This window comes from Thioalkalivibrio sp. ALE14 (genome assembly GCF_000376845.1).
Classification (GTDB): domain Bacteria; phylum Pseudomonadota; class Gammaproteobacteria; order Ectothiorhodospirales; family Ectothiorhodospiraceae; genus Thioalkalivibrio.
This window is the reverse complement of the sequence record NZ_AQXY01000028.1, coordinates 102,002-114,772: the sequence shown is the minus strand read 5'-3', so window position 1 is coordinate 114,772 and position 12,771 is coordinate 102,002. Positions and strand designations below refer to the sequence as shown.

Genomic DNA, 12,771 nt, shown 5'->3' with positions numbered 1-12,771 from the left:
CGGCGTTCTAGCGAGGGCCGGGTGCCTTGCCCGGATTGAGGATATTGGCCGGATCGAACTCGCGCTTGATCCCGGCCATCAGGCCCAGTGCCACGGGGTCCAGCTCGCGCGCCACATAAGGGCGCTTGACCAGACCAATGCCGTGCTCCCCGGAAAGGGTGCCGCCCAGCGAGAGCACCAGCGTGAACACCCCGTCCAGGCAGCGCTCGGCCGCGGCCAGCTCCGCCGGGTCGTCGGGGTTGACCAGCAGGTTCACGTGGATGTTGCCGTTGCCGGCGTGGCCGAAATTGACGATCTTGATCGCGTGTTCGGTCGCCAGGCCGTCCAGCCCCGCGATCAGATCCGGGATGCGCGAGACGGGGACGACCACGTCCTCGTTGATCTTCTTCGGGGCCACGGTCCTGAGCGCCGGCGACAGCGCCTTGCGCACCGCCCAGAGGGCCTGCGTCGCCTCCGGGGTATCGGCACTGCGGGTCTCCAGGCAGCCGTCTCCCTCCGCCGCACCCCGGATGCCCGCGGTCGTCGCGTCGATGCCGGCCTCGGTGCCGTCGGTCTCGATCATCAGGATGGCGCCCGCGTCCGCCGGCAGGGGGCAGTCCGGGTCGTAGTCGCGGATCATCGCGATGGCGGAGTGGTCCATGAACTCCAGCGCGGACGGAACCTCGGCCCGGGCCATCAGGCGCGAGACCGCGCGGGCCGCGGCGCCGACATCGCGGTACACGGCCTGGATCAGGCGGGTGGCCTCGGGCCGCGGGGTCAGGCGCAGCGTGGCTTCGGTGGTGACTGCCAGGGTGCCCTCCGATCCGATCAGCAGTCGCGTCAGGTCGTAACCCACCACGCCCTTGGTCGTGTGCACCCCAGTGCGGAAGGCCTCGCCCGTCCCGGCCACGGCCGCCAGGCCCAGAGTGTTGTCGCGGGGCGTCCCGTATTTCACCGCGTGGGGGCCGGCGGAGTTGTAGGCGAGATTGCCGCCCAGAGTGCAGTAGGCGCTGCTGGTGGGATCGGGTGGCCAGAAGAAGCCGTGGGCGCCTGCTGCCTCCTGGATCTCGCCATTGGTGACCCCCGGTTCGGCAATCAGCCACCGGTTTTCCGGGTCCACCTCGAGAATCCGGTTCATATGCTCGAAGGACACGACCAGGCCGCCGTGGTCGGGGACCGCGGCCCCGGTCGTGCCCGTACCCCGGCCCCGGCTGGTCAGGGCGACCCCCAGGCGGCGGCAGAGGCGGACCAGTTCGCGCACGGTGTCCGCGTCGCGCGGAAAGGCCACGGCATCCGGGGCGGCGTGCAGCTTCGAATTGTCCGCGCCGTAGGTCCAGCAATCCGCCGGATCCACGAGCCGATCAGCGGGTTCCAGGAGTTGTTCCAGCTCGCGTGCCAGTGGGGTCATGGGTGGGTGCTCAGTCGGTGGTGGCCTGGATGGCATCCTGCAGCCAGTCGATTCGGTCCTGGCCATCCAGGGTCATGACATCGAACCGCACGGGACCGTTCCAGGCGTGTTCCTGCAGGTAGGCCTCGGCCACCCGCAGCAGACGGGCCTGCTTGCGCCGGTCGATGCTTTCCGCGCCACCACCGAACCCGGGGTGGCTGCGCTTGCGCACTTCCACCAGCACAAGGGTGTCGCCCTCCTGGGCGACTAGGTCCAGCTCGCCGTAGGGGCGGCGCACGTTGCGGGCGCGGATCCGCAGTCCGCGGGTCTCGAGATAGTCCGCCGCCCGGTCCTCGGCGGCCTGTCCCGAGGCGCCCGGGCGGAACACTCAGGCGTCTCCGCCCGGTAGATCGATCCGCTGCGGCTCCCCGTGCACGAAGCGCGCCCAGGCCGGCTCCCGGATCCACTCGTGGCTGAACGGGTTCAGGCTCCAGGTTCCGGTGCCCCCGGCGAGCTGATGATGCGGGGCCGCGCGAATCGCCTCCTGACGCAGGCTCAGGCGCAGGGCATCCATGCCCAGGGCGACGAAACGCGGCAGGGTCTCGTCGCGGGCCTCCTGATCGCCCCCCAGGGGCCGGACCTGATCGAAAAGGCGTGGCGCATCGGGAAACACGATCCCGTTCAGGTCCGCGTCGCGATTGGCATTGGGCCGACCGGAATACACATGGGCCGTCGCCATCATCGGGAGGTGGCTGGCGCGGTGGAAATGGATATGTGGCGTGATGCGCCGTACCTGTGGTGCGGTGCCGGCAATGAACAGGTGGTCCACATCCGCGCGCACCTGCGGATCGCCTTCCAGCTCCAGTCCTGTGCGGCGGGCGACGTCGCGGATGCGAGATTCGCTTTGCGGGATGCCCAGCGCCTGGCCGATGGCCGCGTTCAGCTCGCCCGCGCTGGGCTGGATGCGGATTACGTCGCGTGCCCGGCGACCGTCTTCGGCGAGCGCCGCCTGGTAGGCCGATGCCACCCGGTCACCGAAGTTCCCCTCCGGCAGGATTACCAGGGGGTGGCGCCAGCCCGCGCGGGCGGCGCGATCGGCCACGGCCCGCGCGTCCTCTTCGGGGTTCAGGGCCAGCGTGGTCTGCCCGCCGTTGGCAATGGCGTCGGTCCGGTTGAGCAGTACCGAAGGTACCGTCTGCTCGATCCGGGCGACATGGCCCACGGACTCGCGGCGCAGGGGGCCGATGATCCGGGCGACGCCCGAGTCCACCCCGCGGCGGTACAACGCGGCGGCCGCATCCGGCTGGCCGCGGGTGTCGCGCACGATCAGTCGGCCGTTACCCCCGCCCTCCGCGTAATAGGCGCGGGTGATGCCATCCAGGATCGCGTTCCCCAACTCGCCCAGGTCACCGGACAATGGCAACAGCACGAGAATGTCGCCCGGCCGGTCGGTCGCGAGCGGATGACTGGCGAGCAGCTCCGGCAGCAGGCTGTTGGCCGGGTGCGACGGATGACGTTCGCGCCACTGCCCGGCGGCATGGCGGGCCTCCTCCTGCGTGTCGGCCGCGCGCAGCAACCGGAACAGGCTGACCCAGGCATCGCCATTCGGCGGGTGGTTGCCGATCACCTGTTCGCGCTGGGCCGGGCGCAGGGCGGCCAGCAGGCCCCAGATGCGCTGCTGGTTCACCTCGTGAAGGTCCGGCTCCATGACCAGGAGCCCATCCAGGCGCAGGCGGGAGTCCAGGGCCTGATACCATTGGCCTTCCTGCTCCAGCAGATGGGCATGCAGGGACAGCCCCTGGCGATAGACCTCCGGCGAACGGGTCGGATCGTCCGGGTCATCCGCGCCGAGGCGCTCGCGGGCCAGGGCCCAGTCGCGCTGGGCCGCCGCGAGGCGTGCGCCCAGCAGACGGGTCTCCTGCGTAGTGCGCTCGGCCTCGGGGAGCTCGGCCCACAGGCTGTCGGCGCGGTCCAGCTGGTCGGGCGTGGCCGGGTCCAGCGCCAGCACGGCATCGATGGCGGCGCGTACCGTGTCGGGTTCCGGGCGCGAGCGCGCCTCGCTCAGCAGCAGGCTGGCGCGGACCTCCAGCGGGAGTTCGGCCAGGTCCGGACGGACCTCGGGGTCCGGGGTCGGTTCCGGGTCCGGGCGCGGGGTGGCGCACCCCACTACGATGGCGGTGGCCAGCAGTAACAGGGCAAGGCGGGACAGGGGCCTGGCAGGCCCGGCGCGGTTGGGGATTCGGGTCACGATAGCGATTCGTCGGCGAGTTGAGGAGTCAGTATTGAAAGCGCATCAGGCCGTGTCAACGAACTGGGGCACGTTGTGGGTGGTGGCCACCCCGATCGGCAATCTCGGCGACATGAGCCCGCGCGCCGGCGAGGTCCTGGGCCAGGTGCAGCGTATTGCCGCGGAGGATACCCGACACAGCGCCGGGCTGCTGGCCCATCTGGGTGTGCATACGCCGCTGGTCAGCCTGCACGAGCATAACGAGGCCGAGCGGATTCCCGCGCTGCTGGAGGCGCTGCAGCAGGGAGAATCGGTCGCGCTGATCTCGGATGCCGGCACGCCGCTGGTCTCCGATCCCGGATTCCGGCTGGTGCGGGCGGCGCAGGAGGCCGCAGTGCCGGTACGCGCGGTCCCGGGGCCCAGCGCCCCTCTGGCGGCGCTGGCCGTCGCCGGTCTGCCGTCGGACCGGTTCTGTTTCGAGGGTTTTCTTCCGCATGCCGCCGGGGCCCGCATCCGACAACTGGAGACACTGCTCGCGCAGCCGGTTACCACCATCCTGTTCGAGTCCTCGCACCGCATCCGCGCCGCGGCCGAGGACCTCGCGGGGCTGGCGCCGGAGCGCGAGGTGTTCCTGGCGCGCGAGCTGACCAAGCAGTTCGAGGAGCACTATCGCGGGGTGGCGGGTGAACTCCCCGCCTGGCTGGATGCCGACCGTAACCGCACGCGCGGCGAATTCGTCCTGATCCTGGGGCCCGCACCGGCTCCGGAAACCGGCGGCGAGGCCGACGAGCCGCTGTCGGCCGAGCACGAGCGCCTGCTGGCGGCGCTGCTGCGCGAGCTCCCCCTCAAGCGTGCCGCGCGCCTGCTCTCTGACGCCACCGAGCTCCCACGCAACCGCGTCTACGCCCGCGCCCTCGCCCTCAAGGACGCCGCCGGCTAGGGCTTGTTGTTCCGCCACAGAGAGGTCAAGGGCAAGAGCCGTCGACAGGAAGGTTAGAAGAGGGGAAGAACATCATTGTTGGTAGGAGGGCTGTTGTTGCCGCATCGGCCGGATCTCGGTGTTTGGAGTCCAGTTGAGTTCCTTCCAGTCTTCATGCCTTCCTGTGAATCGCTCTTGACCTTAATCCGTGCGCCTGATGGCGGGCCAGGACCTTGTTGGCCAGGGCCTGGTGAAGCCTTGCGTTCGGGGGCGCGGCGGCGTACAAGGAGCGCGGGAGTCGGCCTGGCAGTCGCTGCATCCTCGGATGTGGAGGAAAGTCCGGGCTCCACAGGGCAGGACGCCAGGTAACGCCTGGGCGGCGCGAGCCGACGGAAAGTGCCGCAGAAAATATACCGCCGATGGCCCTCGGGCACAGGCAAGGGTGAAATGGTGCGGTAAGAGCGCACCGCGCGACTGGTAACAGTTCGTGGCAGGGTAAACCCCGTCCGGAGCAAGGCCAAATAGGGGTGCATGGTGCGGCCCGCATCGCACCCGGGTAGGCTGCTCGAGGCGTCCGGTGACGGACGTCCCAGATGAATGACTGTCTACGACAGAACCCGGCTTACGGCCGGCTCCCACTTTTTCCCACCTCTGAGCCTCCCGTCGCGTCGTCGGTTCGGGCCGGACCCGCTGCGTCCGCGGAAAACTTGTAAAGTGATGCATGAAGTTTGGGTCTCAACGCGAGGCTTTTAATACCCTTCTTTTAGTCCTTGTGCTGGCCTCGAGCGGGTCGCGCTAAGTCTCTGTGATTCAACGCTTATTTTTTGTTTTTTGGGGTCGATTTTCTTGACTCTGGAGGATGCCCGTACCTATAGTGTCGAAAAGTGGGTCAAAGTGGGGAAAGGTGGGTAACCACCGCTACCAGCCATGTTTCGAGGTGTCAGCCAGCTCAATCTGGACGCGAAGGGCCGCCTGGCCATGCCGGCGCGGTATCGCGACGACCTCGCTGCGAGCTGCAACAGCCAGCTGGTGATCACCGTTGACCCCTCCCGCTGCCTGCTTCTCTACCCGTTTCCGGAATGGGAGCGCATCGAGCAGAACCTGATGTCCCGCCCCAACATGAATCCCAAGGTGCGCAACCTGCAGCGCCTTCTGGTGGGTCACGCCACCGAATGCGAGCTGGATGGCAGCGGTCGTCTGCTGCTGCCCACGCCCCTCCGTCAGTACGCCGGCCTGGAAAAGCGGGTGGTGCTGCTGGGGCAGGGCAAGAAGTTCGAGATCTGGGACGAAGCGACCTGGGAGGAGACCTGCGCCCAGGTGCTGGGGGGTGACGTGGATGACGAAGCGCTCGAGTCCATCGCGTTGTGACGGACATGGAAGCCGCCCCCCATATACCGGTGCTGCGCGACGCGGTGCTGGAGGGCCTGGCCGTGCGTGCTGACGGCTTCTATGTCGACGGCACTTTCGGTCGTGGCGGCCACAGCCGCGCCATCCTGGAGCGGCTGGGGCCGGATGGCCGGCTGCTGGCCATGGACCGCGACCCGGAAGCCGTCGCGGCCGCCGCCGCCTTCGCCGACGACCCCCGTTTCGCCTTCGAGGCCGGCGCCTTCTCGAGCATGGCGGATGTCCTGCGTGAGCGCTCGGCCGGGCGCGGCCCCGACGGCGTGTTTCTGGACCTGGGCGTGTCCTCGCCGCAGCTCGATACCCCCGAACGCGGTTTCAGTTTCCAGCATGATGGCCCGCTGGACATGCGCATGGACCCCGCCCACGGTGAGAGCGCGGCCGAATGGCTGGCGCGTGCCGAAGAGGCCGAGATCGCCGACGTGATCTACCACTACGGCGAGGAGCGTCATTCACGGCGTATCGCCCGCGCGATCGTGGCGGCTCGCGCGGAGGCACCGATCAGCCGTACCGGCGAACTGGCCGAGATCGTCCGCCGCGCGGTGCCGAAGCGCGAGCCGGGCAAGCACCCGGCGACCCGCACCTTCCAGGCCCTCCGCATCTATGTGAACCAGGAACTGGCCGAACTGGAGCAGTGGCTGGCGACCATTCCCGACGTGTTGCCGGCCGGTGCCCGACTGGTGGTCATCAGCTTCCATTCGCTGGAAGACCGTCTGGTGAAGCAGGCCCTGCGCAAGCCGGTGTCCGACGTCCGGTTGCCGAAGGGCCTGCCGGTCATGCCGGAGGAGCCGGAGCGCAATCTGCGGCCCGTCGGCAAGCCGATCCATGCCGATCGCGAGGAACAACGGATCAATCCGCGTTCGCGCTCGGCCGTGCTGCGCGTGGGGGAGCGGCTCTGATGGTTGCGCGCGGGCTCCTGGCGGTGACCCTGGCAACTGGCGTGTTTGCGTCGGCGATTGGCGTGGTCGCGGCCAAGCACGAGGCGCGCCAGGCCTTTATCGATCAGCAGCAGGCGCTGAGTCAGCGCGATGCCCTGAACCTCGAGTGGACGCAACTGCAGATCGAGCAGTCGACCTGGGCGACCCAGGGCCGGGTGGAAGAGCAGGCGCGCGAACGCCTCGGCATGATCCAGCCCGACTCCGACCGCATCGTGGTGATCGGGGGTGATGCATGGGCGCGCTGAAGCGACAGATCAGTGGCGGGCGCCTGAAGGTCGTGATCGCCGTGTTCGCCCTCGCGAGCGTTGCGCTGCTGTTGCGCGCGGTCGACCTGCAGGTGCTGGAGCGTGACTTCCTGACCAAGCAGGGCGAGCAGCGCCAGGTCCGCACCCTGACCGAATCGGCCCACCGCGGCATGATCACCGACCGCCATGGCGAACCCCTGGCGATCTCGGCGCCGGTACAGACGGCCTGGGCCAATCCCCAGGACCTCATGGATCAGCGCGCGCGCTGGCCGGACTTGGCGGCGGCGCTGGATGTCGACCCGGAATGGCTGGCGGAGCGCATCGAGACACGCGCCACGCGCGAGTTCGTCTACCTGCGCCGCCACATGCTTCCCGAGCAGGCCGAGCGCGTGGCCGAGCTGCGCATGCAGGGTGTCGGACTGACCCGGGAGTTCCGGCGCTACTATCCGCATGGCGAGGCGACCTCGCATGTACTCGGCTACACCAATATCGACGACCAGGGCCAGGAGGGCGTGGAGCTGGCCTTCGATCAGTGGCTCTCGGGGCAACCGGGGGCCAAGCGCGTCCTGCGCGACCGCCACGGCCGCACCATTCGTGACGTGGCCAGCATCCGCCCGGCGCGGGACGGCAATACCCTGGCGCTCACGCTGGACCAGCGCCTGCAGTACCTGGCCTACCGCGAGCTGAAGGCCGCGGTCGCCGAACACAACGCCCGGGGTGGTTCCGCCGTAATGCTGGATGCCCGCACCGGCGAGGTCCTGGCGCTGGTCAACCAGCCCGGCTTCAACCCGAACAATCGCGGCGCCATCCGCTCCGACCGGGCGCGCAACCGCGCCATTACCGACACCCTGGAGCCGGGCTCGGTGATGAAGCCCTTTACCGTGGCGGCAGCCCTGGATGCTGGCGTGGTGGACGCCAACGCGACCCTGGAGACCGGGCCCGGCACGATGCGCGTCGGGCGGCTGACCGTGCGCGACCTGCGCGACTACGGGACTATCGACCTGACCACCCTGATCGCCCGTTCCAGCAACGTCGGGGCCACCCAGCTGGCGCTGAAGACCCCGGCGGACCGGTTCTGGCAGACGCTGCACCAGGCCGGCTTCGGCCAGGCCCCGGGGACCCACTTCCCCGGCGAGGCTCGCGGTCGCCTTCGTGATTTCACCACCTGGCGCGAGGTGGAGCAGGCGACGCTCGGCTATGGCTACGGCCTGTCGTTGTCGCCGCTGCAGATGGCGGCGGCGTACACCGCGTTTGCCAACGACGGCGAGCGCGTGCCGGTGCGGCTGGTGCGTACCGCCGACGACCTGCGCGATCCGGCCCGGGTGATGACCCCGCGCACCGCGCGCCAGGTGCTGGCGATGATGGAGCACGTGATCGGCACCGAAGGCACCGCCCGTCAGGCGGCGATCGATGGCTACCGGGTGGCCGGCAAGACCGGCACCAGTCGCAAGAGCGGCCCGGGCGGCTATACCGAGGACCGCTATTTCTCCAGTTTCGTTGGTCTGGCGCCGGCCTCCGATCCGCGCTTCGTGATGGCCGTGGTGATCGACGAGCCGGATGCCGGCGTCTACTACGGAGGCGCGGTCGCGGCCCCGGTATTCCAGCGCGTGGTCGGGTCGGCCCTGCGCATGTTCAACGTCCGTCCGGACGCGATGCCCGAGATCCCGATGCGTTTCGCCGCGGAACACGAGGGGGCAACATGATGGCCGCCCGCGATACCCGGAGCGAGACCGGACCGATGCTGGGCGATCTGCTTCAGGGCGTCGATCTGCGCCCCGAGGACGCCCGGATCCCGGTCACCGACCTGGTTCAGGACAGCCGTCGGGCCGGACCCGGTGCCGTCTTTGTCGCACTGGCCGGCACCCACGGGCATGGCCTGGAGCATGCCGCCGATGCTGCCGCGCAGGGTGCCAGTGCGATCCTGTGGGACGAGGGCGAGCCCTCCGAAACCCGCCTCGATGTCCCGTTGATCCATGTACCGGGCCTGCGCGAACGGCTCCCCGAGATGGCGCGCGCGCTGTTCGGGGCCTGGCCGGAGGCGGCCCCGCTGGTGGCGGTAACCGGAACCGACGGCAAGACCTCGGTCACCCACCTGATCGCGCTGGCCCTGGAGGCCCTGGGCCGGTCGACGGGCCTGATCGGCACGCTGGGTTTTGGGCGGCCGGGTCAGCTCGTCGATACCGGCCACACCACGCCGGGCGTGCTTGATCTGCACCGACAACTGGCGGCGCTGGCCGGTGCCGGCTGCGACGCCGTGGCCCTGGAGGCCTCCTCGCACGGGCTCGCGCAGGGGCGCCTGGCCGGAGCCCCGATCGGCGTGGCCGTGCTGACCCGGCTGAGCTCCGATCATCTCGATTTCCACGGCAGTCAGGAGGCCTACGCCGCCGCGAAGGCGCGGCTGTTTGCCTGGCCCGGCCTGCAAACGGCGGTGCTCAACGTCGACGATGCCTTCGGCCGTCAGCTGGCCGGGGCCCTTGCGCCCGGCGTCCAGGCCCTGACCTACAGCGCCGCCGGGGCTCCCGCCGACCTGAGTGCGCGCGACGTGGAGGCCACGCCGGAGGGGTTGCGTTTCACCCTCGTGGCGGACGGCCGGACCTACCCGGTGTGCTCCGCGCTGTTCGGGCTGTTCCAGGTCGGCAACCTGCTTGCGACCCTCGCCACGCTGCAGGCCCTTGGGGTGGAGCGCGAGGCTGCGATCACGGCGCTCAAGGAATTGCCGGGCGTGCCGGGACGCATGGAGCGTTTCCCGCTGCCAAACGGCGTCCTGGCGGTGGTCGACTATGCCCATACCGCCGAGGCGCTCGAGGCAGCGTTGTGTGCCCTGCGCCCGCATACCGCGGGCCGCCTGAGCGTGGTCTTTGGCTGTGGCGGCGACCGCGACCGCGGCAAGCGTCCGGCGATGGGGCAGGTGGCCTGCCGCCAGGCGGACGTGGTCTTCGTGACCGACGACAACCCGCGCGGGGAGGACCCGGCCGCGATTCGTGCCGAGGTCCTTGCCGGCTGTGCCAATGCCGTCGAATGCCACGAGATCGGGGATCGCGCCACCGCGATCGCCAGCGCGCTGGCCGAGGCTGCCGCGGGCGACGTGGTGCTGGTGGCCGGCAAGGGACACGAGACCACACAGGAGATTCGCGGTCAGCGCTATCCGTTCAGCGACCGCGAACAGGTGCAGGCACAGGCGGGCCGGCACCTGCAGGACGCGCGCGGCGACGACCGCGCACACAGGGAGGAGGGGCAATGATTCGGATGACCAGCCAGGAATTGGCCGAGGCGGTACAGGGGCGCCTGCAGGGGGTGCCGGACACGGCCTTCGAAGGGGCGTTCACGGACACCCGCGAGCCGCGCCCGGGTGCGCTGTTCGTCGCGCTGAAGGGGCCCAACTTCGATGCCCACCAGCAGGTGGCCAGTGACCTGCCGGCCCCGGTGCTGCTGGTCGAGCGGGCCCTGGATGTACCACAGCCGCAGGTCATCGTGTCCGATACCCGCGAGGCGCTGGGCCGTCTGGGCCGCCACTGGCGCCGCCAGAGCCGCGCCCGCGTGATCGCCCTGACCGGGTCCAACGGCAAGACCACCACCAAGGAGATGCTGCGCTGCATCCTCGAAGGTGTGGGGTCGGTGCATGCCACCGCAGGCAACCTGAACAACGAGATCGGTACGCCCATGACCCTCCTGGCGATGCCACAGGACGTGGACTATGCGGTGATCGAGCTGGGCGCGAACCATGCCGGCGAGATCGGCCGCATGGTGCGCTGGGTCGAGCCGCAGGTCGCGATGATCACCAACGCCGGGCGCGCGCACCTCGAGGGCTTCGGCAGCCTCGAGGGGGTCGCCCATGCCAAGGCCGAGATCTACTCCGGCCTCCCGGCGCAGGGCGGCACCGCCGTGATCAATCTGGATGATCCCTTCGCCGACTACTGGCTGTCGCTGAACGAACACCACCACTGCCAGCGCTTCTCGCTGGAGGGTGGCGGCGAGGTGGAGGGCATGTGGCAGGCCCCGGACCGGCTACGCCTGGCGATCCTCGGCGCCGGGCGTGATCTGCGCCTGGCCGGCCCCGGGCGGCACCTGGCGGCGAATGCCGTCGCCGCCGCGGCCGCGGCGAACGCGGTGGGTATCGGGATCGATCCCATCGTCGAGGGCCTGGCGCGCTGGAAGCCGGTGCGCGGCCGCCTGCAGGAACTGTGGCATGCCAGTGGCGCGCGGCTGTGGGACGACAGCTACAACGCCAACCCGGACTCGCTGCGGGCCGGGCTGGAGGTGCTGGCGGCCATGCCCGGGCGGCGCATCCTGGTCCTGGGCGCGATGGGCGAGCTGGGCCCGGAGACCCCGGCCCTGCACCAGGAGACCGGCCGTCTGGCCCGGGCCATGGGCATCGATCACTGCCTGGCCTTGGGCGAGGCCGCGCGCGACAGCGCCGAGGCCTTCGGCGACGGCGGTGAATGGTTCGACGATCACACTGCGCTGCGCGCCCGTCTCGAGCCCCTCCTGGCAGAGGGCACCACGGTGCTGGTGAAGGGCTCGCGCAGCCAGCACATGGAACAGATTCTCGAGGGACTGGACCTGACCTCGTCGGCGCCGGAGGTGGCGAATGCTGTACGCGCTGACTGAGTACCTGAGCCAGTTCTATTCCGCGTTCACGGTCTTTCAGTACCTGACCGTGCGCGCCATCCTCGGGGTGGTCACGGCGTTGGCGATCGCGCTGCTGATCGGCCCGGCGATGATTCGTCGCCTGACCGTCGGCAAGGTCGGCCAGCAGATCCGCGACGACGGCCCGGAATCGCACCTGACCAAGGCCGGCACGCCGACCATGGGTGGCGCGCTGATCCTGGTCGCGGTGGCGGTCGCCACCCTGCTCTGGAGCGACCTGACCAACCGTTTTGTCTGGATCGTACTGCTGACCACGCTGGCCTTTGGCGCCGTCGGCGGCTGGGACGACTACCTGAAGCTGCGCTATGGCAACAGCAAGGGCCTCTCGGCGCGCGCGAAGATCCTGTGGCAGACCCTGTTCGCCCTGATCGCGGCCGGCGTGATCATGTACACCGCGCAGGGGCCGGTGGAGACCACCTTCTACCTGCCAGTGTTCAAGGACATCCAGTTCAGCCTGGGCTGGCTGTTCGTCCCGCTGGTCTGGCTGGTCGTGGTCGGTTCCTCCAACGCCGTGAACCTGACCGACGGGCTGGACGGCCTGGCGATCATGCCGGCGGTCCTGGTGGCCGGTGCCCTGGGCATCTTCGCCTACGCGGCGGGCCATGCGGTGTTCGCGGACTATCTCGGCATCCCCGCGGTACCCGGTGTCGGCGAGGTGGTGATTTTCACTGCCGCCCTGGTGGGTGCCGGCCTCGGCTTCCTGTGGTTCAACACCTACCCCGCCCAGGTCTTCATGGGCGATGTCGGGGCGCTGGCCCTGGGCGCGGCCCTGGGCATGCTGGCGATCCTGACCCGGCAGGAGATCGTGCTGCTGATCATGGGCGGTATCTTCGTGCTGGAGACCCTGTCGGTGATGCTGCAGGTCGCCTCGTTCAAGCTCACCGGGCGGCGCATCTTCCGCATGGCGCCGCTGCACCACCACTTCGAACTCAAGGGCTGGCCGGAGCCGCGCGTAATTGTGCGCTTCTGGATCCTGACCGTGGTGTTCGTCCTGATCGGTCTTGCGACCCTGAAGGTGCGCTGATCCC

Annotated in this window: 11 protein-coding genes and 1 other RNA gene; 9 read left to right on the top strand and 3 right to left on the bottom strand. The window is 69.5% G+C overall.

Annotated features, from left to right (window positions below; all coding sequences use genetic code 11):
* Positions 1 to 7: 7 nt before the first annotated feature.
* From F572_RS0108380 to F572_RS0108370, 3 genes are read right to left on the bottom strand one after another with little or no spacing between them, the layout of a single operon-like run.
* Positions 8 to 1,387 (bottom strand): FAD-binding oxidoreductase, encoded by a 1,380-nt coding sequence (locus F572_RS0108380; protein WP_017942772.1) that lies wholly within the window; start codon positions 1,385 to 1,387, stop codon positions 8 to 10.
* A 10-nt stretch (positions 1,388 to 1,397) separates the two neighbouring features.
* The gene (locus F572_RS0108375; protein WP_017942773.1) at positions 1,398 to 1,754 is read right to left on the bottom strand and encodes a YraN family protein; all 357 of its coding nucleotides are present in this window, start codon (positions 1,752 to 1,754) and stop codon (positions 1,398 to 1,400) included.
* Positions 1,755 to 3,614, bottom strand: a complete 1,860-nt coding sequence (locus tag F572_RS0108370; RefSeq protein ID WP_017942774.1) for a penicillin-binding protein activator — start codon at positions 3,612 to 3,614, stop codon at positions 1,755 to 1,757.
* 82 nt (positions 3,615 to 3,696) lie between these two features.
* Between F572_RS0108370 and rsmI the strand changes: the two genes are divergently transcribed.
* The 9 genes from rsmI (at position 3,697) to mraY (ending at position 12,767) form a co-directional block, all read left to right on the top strand.
* Complete coding sequence (gene rsmI, locus F572_RS0108365) at positions 3,697 to 4,533, top strand: 16S rRNA (cytidine(1402)-2'-O)-methyltransferase (protein WP_026143129.1); 837 nt, start codon at positions 3,697 to 3,699, stop codon at positions 4,531 to 4,533.
* 273 nt (positions 4,534 to 4,806) lie between these two features.
* An RNA gene (gene rnpB, locus F572_RS14865) (RNase P RNA component class A) lies at positions 4,807 to 5,152 on the top strand.
* A 287-nt stretch (positions 5,153 to 5,439) separates the two neighbouring features.
* On the top strand, positions 5,440 to 5,880 hold the full coding sequence (gene mraZ / locus F572_RS0108360) for a division/cell wall cluster transcriptional repressor MraZ (RefSeq protein WP_017942776.1): 441 nt from the start codon (positions 5,440 to 5,442) through the stop codon (positions 5,878 to 5,880).
* A 5-nt stretch (positions 5,881 to 5,885) separates the two neighbouring features.
* Positions 5,886 to 6,812, top strand: coding sequence for a 16S rRNA (cytosine(1402)-N(4))-methyltransferase RsmH (rsmH, locus tag F572_RS0108355; protein WP_026143130.1), 927 nt, complete (start codon positions 5,886 to 5,888; stop codon positions 6,810 to 6,812).
* Entirely contained in the window at positions 6,812 to 7,096 is a 285-nt protein-coding gene (gene ftsL / locus F572_RS0108350; RefSeq protein ID WP_017942778.1) for a cell division protein FtsL, read from the top strand. The genes rsmH and ftsL overlap by 1 nt, the downstream gene beginning before the upstream one ends.
* The gene (locus tag F572_RS0108345; RefSeq protein ID WP_017942779.1) at positions 7,084 to 8,799 is read left to right on the top strand and encodes a penicillin-binding protein 2; all 1,716 of its coding nucleotides are present in this window, start codon (positions 7,084 to 7,086) and stop codon (positions 8,797 to 8,799) included. The genes ftsL and F572_RS0108345 overlap by 13 nt, the downstream gene beginning before the upstream one ends.
* On the top strand, positions 8,796 to 10,337 hold the full coding sequence (locus tag F572_RS0108340; protein ID WP_017942780.1) for a UDP-N-acetylmuramoyl-L-alanyl-D-glutamate--2,6-diaminopimelate ligase: 1,542 nt from the start codon (positions 8,796 to 8,798) through the stop codon (positions 10,335 to 10,337). Before F572_RS0108345 ends, F572_RS0108340 begins: the two co-directional genes overlap by 4 nt.
* On the top strand, positions 10,334 to 11,704 hold the full coding sequence (murF, locus tag F572_RS0108335; RefSeq protein ID WP_017942781.1) for a UDP-N-acetylmuramoyl-tripeptide--D-alanyl-D-alanine ligase: 1,371 nt from the start codon (positions 10,334 to 10,336) through the stop codon (positions 11,702 to 11,704). The genes F572_RS0108340 and murF overlap by 4 nt, the downstream gene beginning before the upstream one ends.
* Positions 11,685 to 12,767, top strand: coding sequence for a phospho-N-acetylmuramoyl-pentapeptide-transferase (mraY, locus tag F572_RS0108330; protein ID WP_018158437.1), 1,083 nt, complete (start codon positions 11,685 to 11,687; stop codon positions 12,765 to 12,767). The genes murF and mraY overlap by 20 nt, the downstream gene beginning before the upstream one ends.
* Positions 12,768 to 12,771: the final 4 nt, after the last annotated feature.